The 22,988-nt window shown below is 64.2% G+C and carries 14 protein-coding genes and 1 riboswitch; of the genes, 5 read left to right on the top strand and 9 right to left on the bottom strand.

Annotated features, from left to right (window positions below):
- Window positions 1-3 precede the first annotated feature (3 nt).
- A complete protein-coding gene (locus AC4P1R_RS22490) occupies window positions 4-1,674 on the top strand; it encodes an ABC transporter ATP-binding protein (RefSeq protein WP_492177908.1) in 1,671 nt (556 codons plus the stop codon).
- Between the two features lie 22 nt (window positions 1,675-1,696).
- On the top strand, window positions 1,697-3,070 hold the full coding sequence (locus tag AC4P1R_RS22485) for an alpha-glucosidase/alpha-galactosidase (protein ID WP_151612538.1): 1,374 nt from the start codon (window positions 1,697-1,699) through the stop codon (window positions 3,068-3,070).
- Between the two features lie 313 nt (window positions 3,071-3,383).
- Here AC4P1R_RS22485 and AC4P1R_RS22480 read toward each other — a convergent pair whose 3' ends face one another.
- The 5 genes from AC4P1R_RS22480 to thiC are packed head-to-tail and all read right to left on the bottom strand — an operon-like array spanning window position 3,384 to window position 7,826.
- Complete coding sequence (locus tag AC4P1R_RS22480; RefSeq protein ID WP_151612536.1) at window positions 3,384-3,989, bottom strand: thiamine phosphate synthase; 606 nt, start codon at window positions 3,987-3,989, stop codon at window positions 3,384-3,386.
- Entirely contained in the window at window positions 3,986-4,759 is a 774-nt protein-coding gene (locus tag AC4P1R_RS22475) for a thiazole synthase (protein ID WP_151612534.1), read from the bottom strand. Before AC4P1R_RS22475 ends, AC4P1R_RS22480 begins: the two co-directional genes overlap by 4 nt.
- A 1-nt stretch (window position 4,760) precedes the next feature.
- On the bottom strand, window positions 4,761-4,958 hold the full coding sequence (gene thiS / locus AC4P1R_RS22470; protein WP_151612532.1) for a sulfur carrier protein ThiS: 198 nt from the start codon (window positions 4,956-4,958) through the stop codon (window positions 4,761-4,763).
- The gene (thiO, locus tag AC4P1R_RS22465; RefSeq protein ID WP_492177907.1) at window positions 4,955-5,995 is read right to left on the bottom strand and encodes a glycine oxidase ThiO; all 1,041 of its coding nucleotides are present in this window, start codon (window positions 5,993-5,995) and stop codon (window positions 4,955-4,957) included. The genes thiS and thiO overlap by 4 nt, the downstream gene beginning before the upstream one ends.
- 1 nt (window position 5,996) lies before the next feature.
- A complete protein-coding gene (thiC, locus tag AC4P1R_RS22460; RefSeq protein ID WP_492177906.1) occupies window positions 5,997-7,826 on the bottom strand; it encodes a phosphomethylpyrimidine synthase ThiC in 1,830 nt (609 codons plus the stop codon).
- A 96-nt stretch (window positions 7,827-7,922) separates the two neighbouring features.
- Window positions 7,923-8,034, bottom strand: a riboswitch (TPP riboswitch).
- A gap of 290 nt (window positions 8,035-8,324) precedes the next feature.
- Between thiC and AC4P1R_RS22455 the strand changes: the two genes are divergently transcribed.
- Together AC4P1R_RS22455 and AC4P1R_RS22450 are read left to right on the top strand one after the other, a co-directional pair.
- Window positions 8,325-10,202 carry an ABC transporter ATP-binding protein/permease gene (locus tag AC4P1R_RS22455; RefSeq protein WP_492177905.1) on the top strand — a complete coding sequence of 626 codons (1,878 nt, stop codon included), beginning with the start codon at window positions 8,325-8,327 and terminating at the stop codon, window positions 10,200-10,202.
- Window positions 10,203-11,499: 1,297 nt separating this feature from the next.
- Entirely contained in the window at window positions 11,500-13,380 is a 1,881-nt protein-coding gene (locus AC4P1R_RS22450; RefSeq protein WP_492177904.1) for an ABC transporter ATP-binding protein/permease, read from the top strand.
- A 269-nt stretch (window positions 13,381-13,649) separates the two neighbouring features.
- On the opposite strand, the gene AC4P1R_RS22445 is transcribed toward AC4P1R_RS22450, so the two are convergent.
- Window positions 13,650-15,011, bottom strand: a complete 1,362-nt coding sequence (locus tag AC4P1R_RS22445) for a sigma-54-dependent transcriptional regulator (protein ID WP_492177903.1) — start codon at window positions 15,009-15,011, stop codon at window positions 13,650-13,652.
- A gap of 4 nt (window positions 15,012-15,015) precedes the next feature.
- Complete coding sequence (locus AC4P1R_RS22440) at window positions 15,016-16,881, bottom strand: sensor histidine kinase (RefSeq protein ID WP_492177902.1); 1,866 nt, start codon at window positions 16,879-16,881, stop codon at window positions 15,016-15,018.
- Between the two features lie 228 nt (window positions 16,882-17,109).
- Here AC4P1R_RS22440 and AC4P1R_RS22435 point away from each other — a divergent pair, with 228 nt between their 5' ends.
- Window positions 17,110-18,435: a dicarboxylate/amino acid:cation symporter gene (locus tag AC4P1R_RS22435; RefSeq protein ID WP_151612518.1), complete on the top strand. Its 1,326-nt coding sequence runs from the start codon at window positions 17,110-17,112 to the stop codon at window positions 18,433-18,435.
- A gap of 76 nt (window positions 18,436-18,511) precedes the next feature.
- Here the strand turns inward: AC4P1R_RS22435 and AC4P1R_RS22430 are convergent, their stop codons facing one another.
- Complete coding sequence (locus AC4P1R_RS22430) at window positions 18,512-19,432, bottom strand: response regulator (RefSeq protein ID WP_427915861.1); 921 nt, start codon at window positions 19,430-19,432, stop codon at window positions 18,512-18,514.
- Window positions 19,425-22,805, bottom strand: a complete 3,381-nt coding sequence (locus AC4P1R_RS22425; RefSeq protein WP_492177901.1) for a hybrid sensor histidine kinase/response regulator — start codon at window positions 22,803-22,805, stop codon at window positions 19,425-19,427. Before AC4P1R_RS22425 ends, AC4P1R_RS22430 begins: the two co-directional genes overlap by 8 nt.
- Window positions 22,806-22,988 lie beyond the last annotated feature (183 nt).

The following is a 22,988-nucleotide window of genomic DNA, read 5'->3' as shown; positions in this document are numbered from 1 at the left end:
CCGATGGCAACGATCGAAAGCATTGTCCCGGCGCCGGAAGAACGGCGGGACCGCCACACGAAGGATACGCGGCCGGTCATCGACGCGCGCCGGGTCGCCGTTACCTTCAAGGTCGAGAACGGCACGGTCGAGGCGGTGAAGGACGTGTCCTTCCAGCTCTATCGCGGAGAGACGGTGGCGATCGTCGGCGAATCCGGCTCCGGCAAGTCAGTGACCGCGCGCACCGTGATGGGCCTCCTGTCGAAGCGCGCGACGATCGCCTCGCAATCGCGGATCGAATATGACGGCCGGGACGTCCTGAAATTCTCGGCCAGGCAGCGCCGGGCGCTGCGCGGCGACCGCATTGCGATGATCTTCCAGGAGCCGATGAGCTCGCTCAACCCGGTCTACACGATCGGCAGCCAGATCATCGAGGCGATCCGGGCACACCGGCGGGTGAGTCGCCGCGCCGCCGCAGAGCGGGCGCTGGAACTGCTTCGCCACGTCCAGATCCCCGACCCGGAAGCGCGGCTCAACCAATATCCGCACCAGCTTTCCGGCGGCCAACGCCAGCGCGTGATGATCGCCATGGCGCTCGCCAACGATCCCGACGTCTTGATCGCCGACGAGCCGACGACGGCGCTCGACGTCACCGTGCAGGCGCAGATCCTCAACCTGATTCGCGGGTTGCAGCAGGAACTCGGCATGGCGGTGATCCTGATCACCCACGACCTGACCGTGGTGCGGCAGTTCTCCGACTATGTCTACGTCATGCAGTTCGGCGAGGTGAAGGAGCACAACACGACGGCGGCGCTTTTCGCCAACCCGCAGCATGCCTATACGCGCCGGCTGCTCGCCTCCGAGCCCTCCGGTTCGGCCAATCCGCTGCCGGACACTGCGCCGATCGTGCTCGACGGCCGCAGCGTGCGCGTCTCCTTCATGCTGAAGAAGGGTGGCTTCTTCAAGCCGGAACTCAAGGAGCTCGTCGCGGTCGACAGCTTGAGCCTCAATCTCCGCCGTCATGAAACGCTCGGCCTCGTCGGCGAGTCCGGTTCCGGCAAGACCACGTTCGGCCAGGCCCTAATCCGGCTCATCAACACCGACGCCGGTGAAATCTATTTCGACGGCCAGCCGATCCACGGCAGAGACCGAAAGGGCATGCGGCCGCTGCGCTCGAAGATCCAGATCGTCTTCCAGGACCCGTTCGCCTCGCTCAATCCGCGCATGTCGATCGGCCAAATCATCGAGGAAGGGCTGATCGTCAACGGCATCGGCGAGAACCGTAAGGACAGGCTGACACATGTCCAGGATGCGCTCGTCAGCGCCGGTATGCCGGCCAATATCCTGTCGCGCTTTCCGCACGAATTCTCCGGCGGCCAGCGCCAGCGCATCGCCATCGCCCGCGCCATCGCGCTCGAGCCGGAATTCATCCTGCTCGACGAACCGACCTCGGCGCTCGATCTCTCGGTGCAGGCCCAGATCATCGAGCTGTTGCGTAAGCTGCAGGACGAACGGGGTTTGAGCTACCTCTTCATCTCCCACGATCTCAAGGTCGTGCGCGCGCTCTGCCACCGGGTGGTGGTGATGCAGCACGGCAAGATCGTTGAAGAGGGGCCCGTCAACGAAATTCTCTCCAATCCCAAGACTGCCTACACGGAACGGCTGGTAAGAGCCGCCTTCGAAGTGGCCGCATGACCTATCAGAACAGAGGTACTCCATGACCCGACAACCCAAGATCACCTTCATCGGCGCCGGCTCGACCGTGTTCATGAAGAACATCATCGGCGACGTGCTGCAGCGTCCGGCGCTTTCGGCCGCGACCATCGCGCTGATGGATTTGAACCCGGAGCGTCTTGCCGAAAGCGAGATCGTCGCCGGCAAACTGGTGCGCACGCTCGGCGCAAAGGCCAAGATCGAGACCTATTCGAATCAGTTGAAGGCGCTCGAAGGCGCTGATTTCGTCGTCGTCGCCTTCCAGATCGGCGGCTACGAGCCCTGCACGGTGACCGATTTCGAAGTGCCGAAGAAATACGGGCTGCGCCAGACGATCGCCGACACGCTCGGCGTCGGCGGCATCATGCGGGGTCTACGCACCGTGCCGCATCTCTGGAAGATCTGCGAGGACATGCTCGAGGTCTGCCCCGAGGCGATCCTCCTGCAATACGTCAACCCGATGGCGATCAATACCTGGGCGATCGCCGAGAAATATCCGACGATCAAGCAGGTCGGCCTTTGCCACTCGGTGCAGGGTACCGCCTTCGAGCTTGCCCGCGACCTCGATATTCCGCTCGACGAAATCCGCTACCGCGCCGCCGGCATCAACCACATGGCGTTCTATCTCAAGTTCGAGCACCGCCAGAAGGACGGCAGCTATCGCGATCTTTATCCGGACCTGATCCGCGGCTATCGCGAGGGACGCATTCCGAAGCCCAGCCATTGGAACCCGCGCTGCCCGAACAAGGTGCGCTACGAAATGCTGACGCGGCTCGGCTATTTCGTCACCGAAAGCTCGGAGCATTTCGCCGAATACACGCCCTATTTCATCAAGGACGGCCGCCCGGACCTGATCGAGAAATACGGCATTCCGCTCGACGAATATCCGAAGCGCTGCATCGAGCAGATCGAGCGGTGGAAGGGCCAGGCGGCTGCATATCGGGAGGCCGAGACGATCGAGGTTGCCGAGAGCCACGAATACGCCTCCTCGATCATGAACTCGGTCTGGACCGGCGAGCCGTCGGTGATCTACGGCAACCTCCGCAACAATGGCTGCATCACCTCGCTGCCGGAAAACTGCGCAGCCGAGGTGCCCTGCCTTGTCGACGCCTCCGGCATTCAGCCGACCTATATCGGCGCGCTGCCGCCGCAATTGACCGCACTCATCCGCACCAATATCAACGTCCAGGAACTGACGGTCCAGGCTCTCGTTACCGACAATCGCGAGCATCTCTACCATGCGGCGATGATGGACCCGCACACGGCCGCAGAGCTCGACCTCGACCAGATCTGGTCGCTCGTCGACGACCTGCTCGCCGCCCACCGCGACTGGATCCCGGAATGGGCCCGCGTGTCGAAGAAGGTTGAGGCCGCCTGATTCTTTCTCCCGGTCAGGCGACCAGATGGCCCCGGGACATTGGTTCCGGGGCCTTTCTCGATGGTGGTTTCCCCCTCATCCGGCCTGCCCGTCCTCCGCAGCAACTGCGGAGGGTGGGCCGGCCACCTTCTCCCCGCAAGCGGGGCGAAGGAGACTCGCGGCGCCCACATTGCCCATAACAGCTCCAACTATGGCGCGGATCACGGTGGGCGTTCACCGGTAGCGACAAATTGCGACGGTGTCCCCTCGCCCCGCTTGCGGGGAGAGGGCTAGTTCTCGGGTTAAACCCGAGGAGAGGGGCAGAGTGTGACCCTCACCGCCAAGCCTCAGTCTTCCGAATCCACTCCCGGGTCCGACCTTCGGGATCCGCATTCAACGTGATATCCGTCACCACCGCGGCGCTGTCCGCACCATGGGCAAACACCCCGCCGATCCGCTCCGGATTGAGCCCGCCGATCGCCACGAGCGGCAGCGTTCCTACGCGTTCGCGCCAGCTGGAAAGCCGGTCGAGCCCCTGTGGTGCCCATTTCATCTTTTTCAGGATCGTCGGGTAGATCGGCCCGAGTGCCACATAGTCCGGCTCGGCAACAAGCGCGGCCTCAAGCTCCGTCTCGTCATGAGTGCTGAGCCCAAGCTTCAGCCCGGCGGCGCGGATCGCACCGAGGTCGGCGTCGGCGAGATCCTCCTGGCCGAGATGGACGAAGTCACAACCCTCCTCGATCGCGAGGCGCCAGTAATCGTTGAGGATCAACTGGCAGCCATGCGCCGCGCAGGTCGCCTTCGCGGCGCCGATCTCGCCGCGGATGTCCTCGTCGCTCAAGTCCTTGATCCGAAGCTGCACCAGCTTGACGCCGAGCGGCACGAGGCGTTCGATCCAGGCGGCGCTGTCGACGATGAGATAGAAGGGGTCGAGCTTCACGAGAACACCGCCTTTCCGATGACCGGGGTTGAGGGGACGGCCATGTCGCGCGGCTCGATCATGCCGGCCTGAAAGGCCGCATGACCGGCTTCGATCGCATTGGCGAAGGCCTCCGCCATTGCGGCCGGGTCGCCGGCGCCGGCGACCGCCGTGTTGAGCAGCACCGCCTCGAAGCCGAGTTCCATCACCGTTGCGGCATGCGACGGGCGGCCGATACCGGCGTCGACGATCAGCGGCACATCGGGAAAATCCGCCCGCATGGCGCGCAGCGCCGGCAGGTTCTGCGGGCCCATGGCGCTGCCGATTGGCGCGCACCAGGGCATCAGCACCTTGCAGCCGGCGCTGAGCAGCCGTTCCGCGACGACGAGGTCGTCGGTCGTGTAGGGGAACACCTCGAAGCCTTCGCCGACGAGGATGCGCGCCGCCTCGACCAGGCCGAAGACGTCCGGCTGCAACGTGTCGTGATGGCCGATCACCTCCAGCTTGATCCAGTTAGTCGAAAAGACCTCCCGCGCCATCTTCGCCGTCAGCACCGCTTCCGACACGGAATAGCAGCCGGCGGTGTTCGGCAGCACGCGCACGCCGAGCTCGCGGATCAATTCGAAGAAAGCGCCGCCGTTCCTGCCGCCGGCGGTCTCGCGGCGGAGCGATACGGTGACGATCTCCGTGCCCGAGCGGCGCACGGCCTCCGCGAGAACGGCGGGGGAGGGATAACGCGCGGTCCCGAGGAGGAGGCGCGAGGAGACTCGGGTTCCGTAGAGTTCGAGCATGTCAGCCTCCCTGCATCGGCGAGAGCACTTCGATCCGGTCGCCGTCGGAAAGCCGGCAGGTGCTGCGATCCTCGCGGTGCACCAGTTCCCCGTTGACGGCCGTCGCCAGCCACTCGCCCTCGTATTCGAGCGCCAGCAAAAGCTCCGACAACGTCGCTGCGCCGCTCTCCAGCGTCTCGCCATTGACGATCAAGGTCATTGGATTGCTCCGTGTCGAAAAGATGGGTGGCGGTCCGCCGCCGCGGGTTCCTCGAAGACGGGAGTGAAGGGCGGATGTTCCCCGGCACAGAGCCTTTCCGCCAGCTGCCGCGCCATGGTGGGGGCAAGCAGGAAGCCGTGGCGGTACATGCCGGCGATCGCGAACCCGTCGTCACGGTCGAGGACGCGGGGCAGGTTGTCGGCGAAGGCCGGACGAATGCCGACGCCAGTCTCCACGACACGCGCCTCGCCGAAGGCGGGATGTACCGCGTAGGCGGCGTTCAGCAGCTCCATCAGCGAGCGAGCGGTGATCGGTCCGTCATCATCGGTCTCGATCATGGTCGCGCCGACCATGAACCGGTGGTCTTCGCGCGGCACGACATAGAGCGGATGGCGCGGATGAAGCAGGCGGACCGGCCTCGAGAGGCTGATCTCCGGGGTTTCCAGAAAAAGCATCTCGCCGCGCACGCCGCGAAGGCCGGGCGTGGTGGCGATCGCCGCGGCGCCCGTGCATTCGACCACGGCGGCATAGGATCGATCGGAGGGCACGTCCGAACAGCCGAGGTGGAAATGGACGCCGCTCGCAATCAGTGTCTCGTAGAGGCCGGCCATCGCCTTCCGCGGATCGAGATGGGCTTCCTCGGCAAAGAACAGCGCCCGCTCGAAGCGGCCCGCGAGGTCCGGTTCGAGCTCTGCGATCGCGTTGCCGCCGACCCATTCATATCCGCGGGTGCGGGCGGCGAAGCGATCGAGTTCTCCGCTGTCGCGGCCAGCCGCGACGACAAGTGTACCCTTGCGGAATACCGCGCCAGGGAGGGCCTCCTCCCACCAGTCGGCAGAGGAAAGCCCAAGCGTCAACACGGCTTCGTCGCCCGCTTCGCGTTCGCAAAACGGCGCGAGCATGCCGCCGGCATAGGTGGATGCGCCGGTTCCGACGGTTTCCGCCGCATCGACCACCTCCACCGCGATGCCGCGGCGGCTGAGCTCGAGGGCGGTGGCGAGACCGGCGACGCCGGCTCCCTTGATCAGGACCGGCATCTCATTCTCCCGGCTGCGTTTCTGGCGCGACCGGCATGTAGAGATCACCGCCGTCGCGGTATTTCGCCGCCATGGTCTCCAGCCCCTCCTTCTGCGCTTCGGCGCGGATGTCGTGGGAGATCCGCATGGAGCAGAATTTCGGGCCGCACATTGAACAGAAATGCGCCACCTTGTGCGCTTCCTTAGGCAGCGTCTCGTCGTGGAAATTGCGCGCCGTTTCCGGATCGAGCGAGAGGTTGAACTGGTCCTCCCAGCGGAACTCGAAGCGGGCGCGCGACAGCGCGTCGTCGCGGATGCGGGCCGCCGGATGCCCCTTGGCGAGGTCGGCCGCGTGCGCGGCGATCTTGTAGGTGATGACGCCCACCTTGACGTCGTTGCGGTCGGGCAGCCCCAGATGCTCCTTCGGTGTCACGTAGCAGAGCATGGCGGTGCCGAACCAGCCGATCATCGCCGCGCCGATCCCGGAGGTGATGTGGTCGTAGCCGGGCGCGATGTCGGTCGTCAGCGGCCCGAGTGTATAGAAGGGGGCCTCGCCGCAGGTTTTGAGCTGCTTGTCCATGTTCTCCTTGATCTTGTGCATCGGCACATGGCCGGGGCCCTCGATCATCACCTGGCAGTCCTTCGCCCAGGCGATTTTCGTCAGTTCGCCGAGCGTTTCGAGTTCGGCGAACTGCGCCCGGTCATTGGCGTCGGCGATCGAGCCGGGACGCAGGCCGTCGCCGAGCGAGAAGGAGACGTCATAGGCGCGGCAGATGTCGCAGATCTCCTCGAAATGCTCGTAGAGGAAGCTTTCGCGGTGGTGGTGCAGGCACCACTTGGCCATGATCGAGCCGCCACGCGAGACGATGCCGGTGACGCGGTCGACGGTCAGCGGGATATAATGGAGCCGCACGCCGGCATGGATGGTGAAATAGTCGACCCCCTGTTCGGCCTGCTCGATCAGCGTGTCGCGGAAAACCTCCCAGGTGAGATCCTCGGCGATGCCATTCACCTTCTCCAAGGCCTGGTAGAGCGGCACCGTGCCGATCGGCACCGGCGAGTTGCGGATGATCCATTCGCGAATATTGTGGATGTTGCGGCCGGTCGAAAGGTCCATCACCGTGTCGGCGCCCCAGCGCGTCGCCCAGACCATCTTCTCGACTTCCTCGGCCATCGACGAGGTGACGGCGGAATTGCCGATATTGGCGTTGATCTTCACCAGGAAGTTCCGGCCGATGATCATCGGTTCGGATTCCGGATGGTTGATGTTGGCGGGGATGATCGCCCGGCCGCCAGCGACCTCCTGGCGGACGAATTCCGGCGTGACGAAATCAGGCACCGACGCGCCGAAGCTCTCGCCGTCGCGTGTGAGTGTCTCTTTCGCCGCCTTGCGCCCGAGGTTTTCGCGGATGGCGATGAACTCCATCTCCGGCGTGATGATGCCGGCCCGGGCATAGGCGAGCTGGGTGACGGCCCGGCCCGGCTTGGCGCGCAGCGGCTGATGGAGCATGGGGAATTCCGGCGTCAGCCGCTCGCCGGTGGCAAAACCGTTGTCCTCCGCCTTGACGGCGCGGCCCTCGTAACGCTCGACATCGCCGCGTGCCACGATCCAGTCGTGGCGCAACCGCGGCAGGCCCGCATCGATGCGGATACCGGCATCTTCGATCGTATAGGGGCCGGAGGAATCGTAGACCGTGACCGGAGGCTCCCCGGAGGTCGGATGCAGTGCGATCTCGCGCATCGGCACGCGCAGATCGGGATGGAGTTCGCCCGGTTTGTAGACTTTTTTCGAGGCGGGGAGAGGTCCCTGCGTGACGGAGGGCGGCGTGGAAAGAGGTTTGAGAACGTTCATCTTGAGGCTCCAATTCTTGCGTTGGAGACCCAGTTCTGAAGCCGGAAGGATGAAAAGACGCTGTGCCGACGGAACGTGAAACTACGGAGTCCTGGCTTTCGCACGTCTGCACCGTCCCTACGCCAGTATGAACTGGATCAGGTTCAACGGGTCACTGCGCGCTTCAGCAGTATCTCAGCCCCTTGCCGGGACCCCCCTGGTGAATGGCGCCCATAGTCACCGATATCGCCGCGCCGTCAAGATGGTTTTTTGGGACCCCAGCGAGGCACTCGCGGTGGACTGTCTCGTTTCTCGCCTCCCGCTTGGTTGGAACATCAGGGCACAGGGACTATTCTCTTTTGGAAACTGATCGCGATCAGTGCGGTCGGGCGCAGCCTTGTCGATAGTGGATGGGATGGGAATGAGGAGCGTGTTCTGATCAGTAAGTTCGGGGAGAAGGCCTTGCACGTGTGGAGCCGAAAGTGGGGAAGAGAGCCCCGGTCGACTCCCGTATCGCCGATGCGCAGCTTCTGGGGGCTGATGTGGGCTTATTGGTTTTCCGAGAAGTGGCAGGAGGCCTGGGGGCTGGCAGCGATCATCGTCGTGCTCACGGGTCTGTCGGCGATTGCGAGCGTCTGGTTCGCCGAAGCCTCGGGCGAACTCGTCAGCGCGATAGCCTTTCTCCACCATCCGCAAAATCCGACGACGCTCAGCTCCATTCTGACGATCGCGGGGACGCTCGCCGCGATCATGGTGCTGAAATCCATCGCGTTCACGGCCGTGCGCCACTTCTTCTCGACGACCCTGCATCGCAAATGGCGGGCCTGGCTCGACCGACGCTTCAATGACGCACTGCTCGACTGCAATCATACCCATCTTCACCTGCAGCGCGGCGTGGCGGAAGCCATTCCGACGTCGGTGGGCGTGCCGGACAACATAGACCAACGCGTCCAGGAATCGATCAAGGGCATGACCGGCGGCGCCATCGGGCTTGCCATGGGCGTTGCCGGGGTGACCCTGTCGCTCTACTTCGTCGGCGGCAGGATCATCGAGACCTCGACGGAGGTCAGCGGGCTCGAGTTTCTCGGCAGCTATGGCAGCGCCTTTCTGACGCTTGTTGCCGTCGCCGCCTACGTGCCCTTCAATACCTATATCGCCGCCAAGCTCGGCGCGATCCAGCAGCGGCTCGACGTCCGGATGCAATGGGCCGAGGGCAGCTACCGCCGCGAGCTGACGACGCTTCTCCACCGCAGCTTCCATGTCGCGGCCTCGCAAGCGGAAGGGGTACAGAAGCGGATCCACAGGCGGCGCTATCGCGACATCGACCAGACCTGGTCGAACCTGAACATCCTGACGGCGTGTTATATGGGCTTCGAGCTCGTTCACAATTTCTTCGGCCAGCGCATCGTCGCCTATGCTCCAGGTCTGCTTCCCTATGTCGACGGCAAGGTCACGCTGCAGGGCTATGTCACCGGGGCGGAGCTTGCCAATGCGATCATCAATGATTGCTCCTGGTTCATCCACGTCATGCCGGACATAGCAAGGCTGAGAGCGAATGCGCGCCGCATCACCGATCTCGCCAATGCGATCGAGGACGTTCAGCGGCCCCGCGCTTTCTATGCCCGGACAGGTCACGCGGAGTTGAACCGCGTCTGGCAGGATCCCGAATTCGGCGTGACGATCCGCCGTCTCGAGCTGATGCATCCTGGCCATGACCTGCCCTTCATCACGACCGGCTATCTCCACATCAGTCCTGGCGAATGGGCGCTTCTCGTCGGCAGGTCGGGCAGCGGCAAGTCGTCGCTGCTCAAGGCGATAAACGGTCTCTGGCCGCATGGCCGCGGCACCGTCGCCCTGCCCGGAAACGTGCGCACGCTCTTTGCCGCCCAGGACGTGAAGCTGCCGCCGATATCGCTGAAGGAACTGATATGCCTGCCCGAGCCGGGCGACGCGTTTACGGATCGGGAAGCTTTAGCGGCGCTTTCCATGGCCGGCCTTGCCGAATTCGTCGGCGATCTCGCCGCGGAGGGGCGCGGTGCGCAAAGCTGGGACCAGCTCCTTTCCGGAGGGCAGAAGCAGAAGCTGGTGCTTGCGCGCATCCTCCTGCAACGGCCGGGCCTGATCTTCCTTGACGAACCGACCGGCGCGCTCGACGTCGAGGCGACGGTCGCGTTCCATCAGGCGATCAAGGATGTGTGCCCCGGCGCAACCGTCGTCAGCATCATGCATGACGCAGTGCCGCCGAAATCTGCAAAAGGCGAGAATTATTACGACAGCGTGCTCGCCATTGCCGACGGCCGCGTGACGAAGCGGTCGCTGCCGAAACTGGCAGGTGGCCCGGTCGGTCCCGCGCGCGTGAGGCGGCATCCGGAGCCAATGGGGCCAGGATCGAGATGAAGCCCGCCACCATATGAATTGAGGAAGACCCTAATTAAATTAATTTGGATGCGAAGCGACAGGAGCCCCTCCATGTCGCTATCAATGACCGGGTGCGCCGCCTGCTCCCTCGGTAACAAGGGTTCCCCTGATCGGCTGCTAAATTTGGGCAGCCAACCAGGAGAGCACACGATGCGTGTCATTCTAGTCGCTATGATTGCCTCAGTTCTGAGCATACTTGCCTTCAAATACGCTGATCATTCTCTGGGGAATGTGCAGATCGTGGCGACGGCTCAGGAACTTGCAAGCAGTTAACGGTCGGCTGCTTCACTCACTGCCCTCGCATTCAAACGCTTTACAGGGAATGGACCAAGCCGGCATTGCGGTCCTGGTACTTATCTTCACCCTCATCGCTGTCGTATTGAGTATCCTGGCAGTGGGCCCAAGAGATGAGGCGCCGCCCACCGAACCGACATTGATTCCTCGGTACCGTCGTCTATGCGCTTGGTAGGGGGTGACCCGCCGCCGTCAACGCCGAGCAGAACGGCAATGGCGGCAGCGGCGGTACCTCAGCTACGGTTGGTGAGCGTTCGGAGCTTGCGAGCAGCGCCGCGGGCGCATCCGCACCAGCCGGCGGGCGGCAACAGCACTGACCGGGCGCTGTCTGGAGGCCGTCGGGGACGATCGTCGCGACCGCGGATAAGACGCACCACGCTGCAGGCGGAAAGAATTCGGGATTACTGCCCGCAGCTGCGCCACCGCGGCAGCACTCGTGGGCAAATGTGGCTGCGCCGCGGCCTGCGACAAAGGCGCCGCGGCTCATATTTCCTTAAATCGTAATACAGGCTGTAATAAAAAGTGCTGTAACGATCCATCGCATCTGAAGAGATGGGCTGCGCGGTAGTTGAGACGCGAACCCGCAACGGTTATTCTTGCTGCGATTGATTGCATTAACGGGCGTCGCGTGCCGTCGACCCAGACCGCTGCACACTATCGGGCGTCACGAATACGTGCGTCCCAGCGTGGTATTGTTGTTAATTGCATAGGGGCTGTCATCGAATTTCCAAGAGGGGCGGGTTCCTATCGCGGCCGGTCATGGTCGGTCGCCAGGGCTGAAACTGCAGTTGGACATTCGGAATGAGCGGGCAGACGGGCGCTTGCGAAGCGGCCGTGCGTGACCCCTGTGTGCTTGAGGTCCCGAACAGGGATGCTCACAGGCAAGGGAGGGGGGGACGTGAATTTGCACTGGGGGAGTCGCAATTTACACCGGGGGAGCCGCAGGCGGGTAAGGGAGCCGCAATCGACGCCCGTTTCCGCAATGCGCAGCTTTTGGGGGGTAATGGGCGCCTACTGGCTTTCCGACAGATGGAAGGAAGCATGGGGGCTCGCCGCGGTTATCATCGTGCTTACGGCCTTGTCGGCAATGGCCAGTGTCTGGTTTGCCGAGGCGTCGGGCGAACTCGTCAGTGCAATCGCCTTTCTTCACCATCCACAAAACGCGACGACGCTCACCTCCATCCTGGCAAGCGCGGGAACATTGGCCGGGATCGTCGTGCTCAAGGAGATCGGATTCATCGCAATCCGCCACTTCTTCTCGACGACCTTGCACCGCAAATGGCGCGCGTGGCTCGACCATCGCTTCAATGAGGCGCTGCTCGACCGCAAGCACACGCATCTGCACCTGCAGCACGGTATGGCGAAGGCCAACGCGTCGAACGCGGCAGTCCCGGACAATATCGACCAGCGGATCCAGGAATCGATCAAGGGCATGACCGGCGGCGCCATCGGGCTTGCCATGGGCATTGCCGGCGTCATCCTGTCGCTCTTCTTCGTCGGCCGCAAGATTATCGAAACCTCGACCGAGGTCGAAGGCTTGGAGTTCCTCGGCAGTTATGCCAGCGCCTGCCTGACGCTCGCAGCCGTCATCGTCTACGTTCCGATCAACACCTTCCTTGCGGCGAAGCTCGGGGCGATCCAGCAAAGGCTGGAAGTCAGGATGCAATGGGCCGAAGGCAGCTACCGTCGCGAACTGACGACGCTGCTTCACCGCAGCTACCATGTGGCGGTCGCCGATGGCGAGGCAGTACAGAAGGACATCCACAGGCGACGCTATCGCGACATCGACCACACCTGGTCGATCCTCAACATCCTGGCCGCGTGCTACATGGGCTTCGAGCGCGTCTACAACTTCTTCGGCTCGCGCATCGTCGCCTATGCGCCCGGGTTGCTCCCCTATGTCGCCAGCAGGATCAGCATGCAGTCCTATGTCACCGGGGCGGAGCTTGCCAATGCGATCATCAACGATTGCTCATGGTTCATTCATGTCATGCCCAATATAGCAAGGCTCCGGGCGAATGCACGCCGCATCACCGACCTGGCGCAGGCGATCGAGGACGTGCAGCAGCCGCGCGACTTCTATGCCCGCACGGGCCGGTCGGAATTGCGCTATGCCCAGCAGGCTCCCGAGTTCGGCTTGACGATCAGACGGCTAGAGCTGATGCACCCGGGTGATGTTCTGCCCTTCGTCGAGACCAGCCATCTTCACCTCGACCCCGGCGAGTGGGCCCTTCTCGTCGGCAAGTCGGGCAGCGGCAAGACATCGATGCTCAAGGCCATCAACGGCTTTTGGCCGCATGGCCGCGGCACGGTCGTGTTGCCGAGAAACGTCAGGACCTTCTTTGCCGCGCAGGACGTGAAGCTTCCGCCCGTATCGCTGAAGGCGCTGGTATGCCTGCCCGGCCTCGTCGGCGTCTACTCGGACGCCGCCGCCGCCGCGGCGCTCTCCAAGGCCGGCCTTGCCGAATTCGTCGGCGACCTTGCCGAGGAGGGTCGCGGCACGGGAAGCTGGGACCAGCTTCTTTCCGGGGGGCAGAAGCAGAAGCTCGTGCTGGCGCGCATCTTGCTGCACCGCCCGCGGCTGCTCTTCCTCGATGAACCGACGAGCGCGCTCGACAGCGAGGCGACGGTCGCGTTTCACCAGGCGATCAAGGATGAATGCCCCGGCGCAACGGTGATCAGTATCATGCACAACGTCGTGCCGCCGAAATCCGTGAAGGGCCTGGAATTCTACGACAGCAAGCTCGCCATTGCCGACGGCAGGGTGGCCAAGATGCCGCTGTCCAGACTGATAATCGGCCCCGTCGGCCCTGCACGCATAAAGGCGCATGCGGAAACAGCGGTCGGCTCCGGATCAAGGTGAGGCCAACGATCCGCGCGATTCCGACCCGAGTCCTTGGGGCTGTTGCCGTCCCTTCCCGCTACCGCGACCTTCCCCCGCAGCAGGCGGGACAAGGGACTCGCGGCGCCCTGTCGCCTTGCAGGCATCGCTGACAGAAGCGGAGGGGCGAGCGGCCAACTCTCATCCCCCTCGCCCCGCTTGCGGGGAGAGGGCTTGGGTGAGGGGCGGTTCTCCGCCCGGAACGCATTATCGCGCCTACAGCGCCGCTTACGATTTTCGGGCTGATGCGCCTAAACGCTTCCATCCTTCGCGGAGTCTCGCCCGGCATAGTTCGCGCGATTGATGCCGTGGCGCTGGAGCTTGTCGTAGAAGGTCTTGCGGGGAATTCCGAGTGCCAGCAGGGTCTCCTTGACGTCACCGTTGTTTGCCGTCAGCGCCTGCCTGAGGATGTCCGCCTCGTAGCGCTCCAGCCGTTCGGGCAGGGTGCCGCCATTTTCCGGGGCGGCGGGTTTCCCGGCCGGCATCTCCGCCACGCCCAAAGCCACCCTCTCGGCGAAATGCGAAAGTTCGCGCACATTGCCGGGCCAGGGGTGCGACATCAGGTGGTCGCGGACGGCGGCCGGGATGTCCGGCATGTCGCGGCCGAAGCGTTCGGCGGCGCGCTTCAGGAAGTGCGAGAAGAGCAGCGGGATGTCCTCACGGCGTTCGCGCAAGGGCGGGATCGACAGCGTCACGACGTTCAGCCGATAGTAGAGGTCCTCGCGGAAGTCGCCGCGCTCGGCCGGATCGCCGAGATCGATCTTTGCCGCCGCGACGACGCGGATGTCCACGGGCCGAACGATATTGGTACCGAGCGGGGTGATCTCGCGCGCTTCCAGAACGCGCAGCATCTTGACCTGGGTCACCGGCGGCATCGCCTCGATCTCGTCGAGGAAGAGCGTGCCGCCGCTCGCATGTTCGATCCGGCCGATGCGCTTCTTGACGGCGCCGGTGAAGGCGCCGGGCTCATGGCCGAAGAGTTCGCTCTCGATCACCGTCTCCGGCAGGGCGCCGCAATTCAGCGCCACGAAATTGCCGGTCCTGCGCCGGCTCCACTGGTGCAGGAGCGTCGCCACGACCTCCTTGCCGCTGCCGGTTTCGCCGGCGACGAGCACGTCGACATCGGTGTCGGCGATGTGTTTGAGCGTCTGGCGCAGCCGTTCCATCACCAGCGTCTGGCCGATCAGCGGCAGGCTGTCGGCGGCGGCTTCCGCCGCCTGGCGCAGCCTCCGGTTTTCCATGACGAGCCGGCGCTTCTCGTCGGCGCGCCGCGCGCTCTGCACCAGCCGGTCGGCGGCGAAGGGCTTGGCGATGAAGTCATAGGCGCCGTCCTGAATCGCCTGTACCGCCATCGGTATGTCGCCGTGGCCGGTCACGAGGATGACGGGCAGGTCCGGGTCGAGGCTGGCGACCTTGCGGAACAAGGCCAGCCCGTCCATGCCCGGCATGCGGATATCGCTGACGATCACGCCGTCGAAGTCTGGGTGGAGTGCTTCGAACGCGTCCGTTGCGTTGGCAAAGGGCGAGACGGTGAAGCCGGCAAGCTCCAAGGTCTGCTGCATCGCCTTGCGCAGGTCTCGGTCGTCGTCGATCAGGAACACGGCGCCGCTCATTAGTTCAAGCCTTCTGCAAGAGGACGGTGAATGTCGTGCCGGTGGAGCCGCTTTCGACCTCGATCGTGCCGCCATAGTCGGAAACGATTTCCTTGGAGATCGCCAGGCCCAGCCCGAGACCCTCCTCCTTCGAGGTGTTGAAGGGCGTGAACAGTTCCTCGCGAATATCGGCCGGAATGCCGGGGCCGTTGTCGGTGACGGTGAGCGTGACGTCGTTGGCCGTCTCCTCGCAGCGCACCTCGATCGTGCCGCCGTCGCCGCTGCCGATCGCTTCCAGCGCGTTCTGCAGCAGGTTGATCAGCACCTGCTCCAGCCGGATGCGATTGCCGAGCGCCTTTAATCCGTCCGGCGGCAGCGCGATCCGGATCGCGTCCATGCGCCCGGCAAAGCGGCTGCGCAGAAGCATGAGCGCGCCCTCGATGACATTCTTCATCGGCGTCGGCTCGGCGGCAAAATGGCCCTTGCGGGCAAAGCGGCGCAGTTCCTCGGTGATGGCGCCGACCCGGTCGGTGAGTTCGGCAATGCTCTCCATGTTCTCCGCCGCGGTCGCGCTCTGGCCGCGATCGAGAAAGGTGCGGGCATTGTCGGCATAGGCACGGATCGTGGTGACCGGCTGGTTGATCTCGTGGGCGACGCCGGCGGCGACTTGGCCGAGGATCGCCAGGCGGTTCGCCTGCACGAGATCCTGCTGCACGGCCTGCAGCTTTTCCGTCGTCTGGCGATGATCGGCGATCTCGGTTTCGAGGCGGTCGCGGGCCATGCTGAGATCGCGCGTTCGTTCCGCCACTTTCCCTTCGAGTTCCCTGGCTCTCAGCCGCTCGGCCGCCGACCGCATCGCGATCGCCTGGCGGCGGCGCAGGAGGAAGGCTGCGAGCCCGAAGAGCGGCACGAGAACCGCGAGCAGGATCAGCCGTGCTTCCCGCGCGCCGGCCGCGAGCGGGGCAGTCAGCGGCGACAGCAGCTCGAGCCGCCAGTTCGTCGATGGCACCATGGTCTCGACGCGCAGGAAGGCTCCAGCGCCGCCGCCTGGCAGCAGGGCGTCGAGCGTAGAGGAGCCGTCGGGCCGCGCTTCGACCTTGTCGAGGGGCAGCGGCAGCAGGGGAGCATCGCCGAATTGCAGGCTTTCGCGGATGGCGGCGAGCCGGTCTTCGGCGATTGGCTTCGTCGTCATGAAGCGCCACGACGGCAGGCTGGTGATCAGCACGATGCCGCGGCGGTCGGTGACATAGGTCGGCTTGTCCGAGACGCGCCAGTCGGTTTCGAGACCGTCGAATTCGAGTTTGGCGACGATCACGCCGAGCGGTCCGTCCGCCCCGTCGATCCGTCGGGAAATGTAGAGACCGGGCTGCCTGCTGACCGTGCCCAGGGCGAAATGCTCGGCCTTGCCGTCGCGCATTGCCAACCGGAAATAGTCGCGAAAGCCGTAATTGCTGCCGACGAAGCTCGTCGGCTCCCGCCAATTGCTGGCGGCGACGGCGACACCATTCTGCCCGATCAGATAGACGACCGCCGTTTCCGCGCTTGCCGCCAGGCTCTCGAGCTTGCGGTTGATCCGGTCGAGCGATTGTTCGTCCGGGGAGCGAAGGGCTTCGCGAATGGCGGAATCATCGGCAAGAACCAATGGAAGCGCGCGCTGCCGTTCGATGACGGCCCTCAAGAGCGACGCCTTCAGGCTGGCGTCGATGCGGCTTTGCGAGTCGATCCCCGCAAGCGCTCTCGTCCGGCCGTATTCGCCGGCAAGCAAAAGGCCGGCCGCCAGAACGGCAAGCGCCACCGCTGCGAAAACAAGCCACGACCGCCGCGCGCGGCGGCGAAGCGTTCGCAGATCGTCCGTGCCGGACAGTTTCTTGAACATCGCGCCATTGTGCATGTTTTCGCGCAAAGCGCCAGTGGACCTGTGCGGATATCCGCACAGGTAAGGAGTGCAGAATTGTGAAGCACAAAGAAAATGCAAGCGATTTCAACTATCTCGCGGTGCCGCGCAGAACTGGCACGCGCGTTGCTCAATAGCTCACAAGGCGGCAGCAGCTGTCGATCTTCGGAAAAGCGGCCCGGGAGGCCCGGCAATCGCCGGACTGGGCGCCATGTGGAGGATATCATGATCATAGAACATTCCGCGGAAGCCCGCGGCACGACACCCATCTATCGCCATCTCTATGTCCAGGTCCTGGCGGCGATCGCCGCGGGCATCCTGCTCGGGCATTTCTATCCCGGCATCGGTACCGAGTTGAAGCCGTTCGGCGACGCCTTCATCAAGCTCGTCAAGATGATCATCGCGCCGGTGATCTTCCTGACGGTCGCGACCGGCATCGCCGGCATGACCGATCTCGCCAAGGTCGGCCGCGTCGCCGGAAAGGCGATGATCTACTTCCTGACCTTCTCGACGCTGGCGCTCCTTGTCGGTCTCGTGGTCGCCAATGTGGTGCAGCCGGGTTCCGGCATGCATATCGACCCCGCCTCGCTCGATGCCAAGGCGGTCACCGGCTATGCGGAAAAGGCGCATGAGCAGTCGATCACCGGCTTCCTCATGAACGTCATCCCGACGACGCTCGTCGGCGCCTTTGCCGAGGGCGACATTCTGCAGGTGCTGTTCATCTCGGTGCTCTTCGGCATTTCGCTGGCGATGGTCGGCAAGAAGGCCGAGCCGGTCGTCGATTTCCTGCAGGCGCTGACGCTGCCGATCTTCCGGCTGGTGGCGATCCTGATGAAGGCCGCCCCGATCGGGGCCTTCGGCGCCATGGCCTTCACCATCGGCAAGTACGGCCTCGCCTCGATCGCCAACCTCGCCATGCTGATCGGCACCTTCTATCTGACCTCGTTCCTGTTCATCTTCCTCGTGCTCGGCGCGGTTGCCCGCTACAACGGCTTCTCGATCGTCTCGCTCATCCGCTATATCAAGGAAGAGCTGCTGCTCGTCCTCGGGACGTCGTCTTCCGAGGCGGCACTTCCGGGCCTGATGAACAAGATGGAGAAGGCGGGCTGCAAGCGCTCCGTCGTAGGCCTGGTTATCCCGACGGGCTATTCCTTCAACCTCGACGGCACCAACATCTACATGACGCTTGCGGCGCTCTTCATTGCCCAGGCGACTGACACGCCGCTCTCCTTTGCCGACCAGATTCTGCTGCTGCTCGTCGCCATGCTGAGCTCGAAGGGGGCGGCCGGCATCACCGGCGCCGGCTTCATCACGCTTGCCGCCACCCTCTCTGTCGTTCCGGCGGTTCCGGTCGCCGGCATGGCGCTGATCCTCGGCATCGACCGTTTCATGTCCGAGTGCCGCGCAATTACCAATTTTATCGGTAATGCAGTAGCGACGCTGGTGGTGGCGAAGTGGGAAGGCGAGCTTGATCAGGCGCAGCTTTCCGTCGCACTCGCAGGCGACGCCCCGGTCGAAACCATTCCGGCGGTGGTCCAGCCAGCGGAGTAAGGCCTCCCAGGGCCCGCACGACAAGTGCGGTTGGGCGCGGTCCGGTCTTCCGGATCGCGCCCCTTTTTTTGTTTGGTCAAATGCCGTGCAGCACCTGGGTCGCCTTGACGGCGGCGGAGGCCCGGTTTTCGACGCCGAGCTTCACATAGATCTGTTCGAGATGCTTGGTGACGGTGCGGGCGCTCAACCCCAGTATCTCGCCGATGTCGCGGTTCGCCTTGCCCTTGGCGATCCAGAGCAGCACCTCGGATTCCCGCTGGGTCAGATGGAAATGCTGGCGCAGCATCTCGTCGTCGCTCATGCCGTTCTCGGCCGTCAGCCGGAATAGATATTCATTGGCGCCGATGGCGCCGAGATAGGAAATCTGCAGGCCCGTCTGGCCCGCCTGCTGCAGCGTGACGCTGCCCTGCCTTTCGCCGGCCCGTCCTTCGCGCTCCCGCAACCATGCGGCGATGCGGCCGGCGACGACGGCGAGGCCATCGTCGCTGCCGGTGGCGGCGTTGACGAGGCGGGTCGCCTGCGGCGTCGACCAGCGCAGGGTGCCGTCGCCGCGCACGGCCAGCAGATGTCGCCCGGCGGCATCGAGCGCGACGCGGGCGCTCTGGGCGGAGCGGGCGTTCGAAAGGTGGACGCGCATGCGGGCGCGCAACTCGTCGATGTTGATCGGCTTCGTAAGATAGTCGACGCCGCCCGCTTCCAGCGCGTGCACGACATGCTCCGTCTCCGTCAGCCCCGTCATGAACACCACCGGCACCTGGGCAACGGATGCATTCGCCTTCAGCCGTATGCAGGTTTCGAATCCGTCCATGCCGGGCATGACCGCATCGAGAAGGATGATATCGGGGGTGATGCGGTCGGCGATATTGAGCGCGGCATTGCCTGAGGTGGCGATCAACACCGAGAAGCCGGACTGTTCCAGCGCCTCGGTCAGGAAGCCGAGCGCCTCGGGAGAATCATCGACGAGCAGGACAATGTCGCGCGGGTTCGCGTCAGTCACGGCTATTCGCCTCCTCGGGCAACATCCGTTTCAGGAGGGCGTCGTAGCCGGCGAGGTCGAAGGCCTCGACAAAGGCGCTGACGGCCTCGGCAAAGGGCTGGTTCTCCGGGTTCAGGGCAATCTCCGTCAGCTTCGCCTCGATGCCTCTGACGTAGCCGATTTCGCCGAGCCGGATCAATTCCTTCACGTGATGGTCGCCGGGGCTCCTCACCGCGCCGGTCTTCCCCGGGTCCGGCGTGTGCCTTGCATCGTCCTCGTAGATCCAGTCGAGCTTGAGGTGGATCGCCAGCTTGTCGGTGAGCTGGCGCACGCCGAAGGGCTTGGCAAGCGTGTCGTTGTGGCCGATGGCGGCGGCCGCCGAGCCGTCGCCGATATTGGCCGAGAGCATGATCACCGGCGCCGTCTGGCCGGCTTCTCTGAGCCTCGTCACTAGTTCCCAGCCATTGATGCCGGGCATGGTTATGTCGATCAGGAACAGATCGGCCTTGACGGCTTCGACGAGCGCCAGGCACTCGGCGCCGCTTGCCGCTGCAATCACCGTAAAATCGAGCGGCGCCAAAATTTCGCGCATGAGGTCGCGGTGGTCCTGGTTGTCGTCGACGACCAGAATTGTCCGGCGCGCGCCCTTGTAGGACCTGATCCTGCGCACCGGATCCTTGAGCGCCGCCGGCCGGTCGACGGCCGAGAGCATCAGCCTCACCTTGAAGGCGGTGCCCTTGTCCTTCTCGCTCACCACGGAGATTTCACCGCCGAGCGTCTGGGTGAGCAGGCGGGTGATCGTCAAGCCGAGACCGAGCCCCGGCATGCGATATTCCGCATCGCCGCGTTGGAAGGGTTCGAAGATCTTCGGCAGGTCCTTGTCGCTGATGCCGCGGCCGCTGTCCTCGATGGTGAATGCCGCCACCTGGCTTCGATAGGCGACGTCCAAGCGGATGCGGCCTCGATCGGTGAATTTCAGGGCGTTGGACAGCAGGTTGACGAGAATCTGCCGGAGCCGCTTCTCGTCGGTGCGCACATATTGCGGCAGCGACGGGGCCCGGCTGTGCTCGAAGGCGACGCCCTTGGCTTGGGCCTGCGGGTGGAACATGTCGACGATCTGGTCGAGGAAGTCGTGGACATCGATCTCGTTCGAATAGACCTGCAGCTTGCCAGCCTCGATCTTGGAAATGTCGAGCAAGCCGTCGATCAGGCCCGAGAGGTGGTCGGCGCTGCGCCGGATCGCCTTGATCGCCCCTTGCCGGGCAGGCGGGATGGTCTCGTCGCGCTCGAGGATCTGGGCATAGCCGAGAACCGCATTCAGCGGCGTGCGCAGTTCGTGGCTGAGGCCGACGACATAACGGCTCTTGGCGCGGTTCGCCGCCTCCGCCGCCTCCTTGGCGTTCTGCAGCGCCGCGTCGGTCTTCTTGTGGGCGGCGATTTCCTTCAGGAGTAGCGTGTTCTGGCGGGAGGATTCTTCTTCGGCCACGACGCGGCTGTCATGGGCGAGCACATAGAACCAGGAGACGACGCCCGCGGCGATCGCAAAGACGAAGAAGACGATCGCGATCGTCCGCTCGACCACTTCGGCGGTCTCGGGCTGGGCTGCGGTCGTCTGGTGCGCGATCATCGCCAGAATGACGCCGATGCCGGCGATCGACAGGATGGCGGCGATCGCGTAGCGGCCAAGGCGGGTGGCGAGCCTTTCGACGACCGGCTCCGGCAGCAGCGTCTTGGCGACGGTTGCGATTTGCGTGTTCAGCCGTGCCTTCGGCTTGCACATGTCGTGACAGCGGCTGTCGAGCGAACAGCAGAGCGAACAGATCGGCGCCGCATAGGCCGGGCACCAGGCCATGTCCTCGGGCTCGAACGGGTGCTCGCAGATCGAGCAGGTGATTTCGCTTTCGCGGAACCAGCTCTTGCGCGGCTTGCGGGCGAGGTAGAACTTGCCGTCCGTCCACCAGGCAATCAGCGGCGAGACGATGAAGGCGGTGATGAGTGCGATATAGGGCGCAAGCGAGGCGGCGGTCGCCCCGAGTGCGCCGAAATGCGCGACGAGTGCGAGAAGCGCCGAAACGCCCATCGCGCCGATGCCGACGGGGTTTATGTCGTAGAGATGGGCACGCTTGAATTCGATCCCGGGGGGTGACAGGCCGAGCGGCTTGTTGACGAAGAGGTCGGCCGAGATCGAGCAAAGCCAGGCCATGGCGATGATGGAGAAGATGCCGAGCGTCTCCTCGAGCAGCCGATAGATGCCGAGTTCCATGAGGAGAAGCGCGATCGCCACGTTGAAGACGAGCCAGATGACGCGGCCGGGATGGCTGTGGGTCAACCGCGAAAAGAAGTTCGACCAGGCGAGCGACCCGGCATAGGCGTTCATCACGTTGATCTTCAGCTGCGAGATGACCACAAAGGCGACCATCAGGAGCAGGGCCGCCGTTTCCGACGGAAAGATGTAGCCGAAGGCGGTGTAATACATCTGCGCCGGATCGGCGGCGCGGGTCGAAGGCACGCCGGAGCTCAGCGCCAGCACGACGAGGAAAGAGCCGGCGAGGAGCTTCGGCGCGCCGAGGACGACCCAGCCGGCGCCGGCGAGGAAGACGCCGATCCGATGGTGCAGCTTGCGCTGGCCGTCCGGAGGCAGGAAGCGCAGGAAGTCCACCTGTTCGCCGATCTGCGCCATGAGGGCGAAAATGACCGCGGAGGCGGCGCCGAATTCGAGGAGATCGAAGGGGGCGAGGGTACCTACGGGCCCGGAAGCATGCCGGAGGCCGGCATAGGAAAGCCAGAGGCCCACCTTCTCCCAATCGGCAAGCGCGATGAAGGCGAAGGGCAGGATGTTGAGCACGATCCAGAAGGGCTGGGTGGCAAGCTGGAACTTGCTGATCAGCCGGACGCCGTGGGTGACCAGCGGGATCACGACGACGGCGCTGACGATGTAGCCGATCCAGAGCGGTAGCCCAAGCGCGAGCTCCAGCGCGCCCGACATGATCGAGGCCTCGATCGCAAAGAGGATGAAGGTGAAGCTGGCATAGACGAGCGAGGTGATGGTGGAGCCGATATAGCCGAAGCTCGCGCCGCGCGTCAGAAGGTCGATGTCCACCCCGTAGCGAATGGCGTAGCGGCTGATCGGCAGGCCGACCAGGAGGATCATCAGGCTCGCCACCAGGATCGCAACGATCGCATTGGTGGTGCCGTAGGACATGGTGATGGCGCCGCCGATCGCCTCCAGCGCGAGAAAGGAGATGGCGCCGATCGCCGTCTGCGAGATGCGCTCGGAGGAGAAGCGCCGTGCGCCTTTCGCGGTGAAGCGCAGCGCATAGTCCTCAAGCGTCTGGTTGGCGACCCAGCGATTATATTCGCGTCGAACGGGAATGATGCGCTGGCGTGCCGCCATATTGCCTCGGTTCTCTCGGATTGCCGGCGGACGCCAGTTTTCCCTTCGTAGCACGGGCGGAGGGCGGGCGGAATTGCTGCGTTGCGGGAAAGTTGCTGCGGAATGCGGACGTGGACGCGTCTCGGTTGATCAACGGTGCCGTCGCGACTGTTGAATATGGGCGATGTGAGCCACGAGGCCGAT

Source organism: Sinorhizobium sp. Y406 (assembly GCF_058732025.1).
The sequence above is the reverse complement of the archived record's forward strand: the minus strand, read 5'-3'. Positions and strand labels throughout refer to the sequence as shown.

Coding starts and splice junctions, on each gene's coding strand:
- AC4P1R_RS22475 (WP_151612534.1), bottom strand. CDS start 4,759: ATGCTCGAACTCTACGGAACCCGAGTCTCCTCGCGCCTCCTCCTCGGG.
- thiO (WP_492177907.1), bottom strand. CDS start 5,995: ATGCCGGTCCTGATCAAGGGAGCCGGCGTCGCCGGTCTCGCCACCGCC.
- AC4P1R_RS22455 (WP_492177905.1), top strand. CDS start 8,325: ATGCGCAGCTTCTGGGGGCTGATGTGGGCTTATTGGTTTTCCGAGAAG.
- AC4P1R_RS22485 (WP_151612538.1), top strand. CDS start 1,697: ATGACCCGACAACCCAAGATCACCTTCATCGGCGCCGGCTCGACCGTG.
- AC4P1R_RS22440 (WP_492177902.1), bottom strand. CDS start 16,881: ATGCACAATGGCGCGATGTTCAAGAAACTGTCCGGCACGGACGATCTG.
- AC4P1R_RS22445 (WP_492177903.1), bottom strand. CDS start 15,011: ATGAGCGGCGCCGTGTTCCTGATCGACGACGACCGAGACCTGCGCAAG.
- AC4P1R_RS22435 (WP_151612518.1), top strand. CDS start 17,110: ATGATCATAGAACATTCCGCGGAAGCCCGCGGCACGACACCCATCTAT.
- AC4P1R_RS22450 (WP_492177904.1), top strand. CDS start 11,500: ATGCGCAGCTTTTGGGGGGTAATGGGCGCCTACTGGCTTTCCGACAGA.
- AC4P1R_RS22425 (WP_492177901.1), bottom strand. CDS start 22,805: ATGGCGGCACGCCAGCGCATCATTCCCGTTCGACGCGAATATAATCGC.
- thiS (WP_151612532.1), bottom strand. CDS start 4,958: ATGACCTTGATCGTCAATGGCGAGACGCTGGAGAGCGGCGCAGCGACG.
- AC4P1R_RS22490 (WP_492177908.1), top strand. CDS start 4: ATGGCAACGATCGAAAGCATTGTCCCGGCGCCGGAAGAACGGCGGGAC.
- thiC (WP_492177906.1), bottom strand. CDS start 7,826: ATGAACGTTCTCAAACCTCTTTCCACGCCGCCCTCCGTCACGCAGGGA.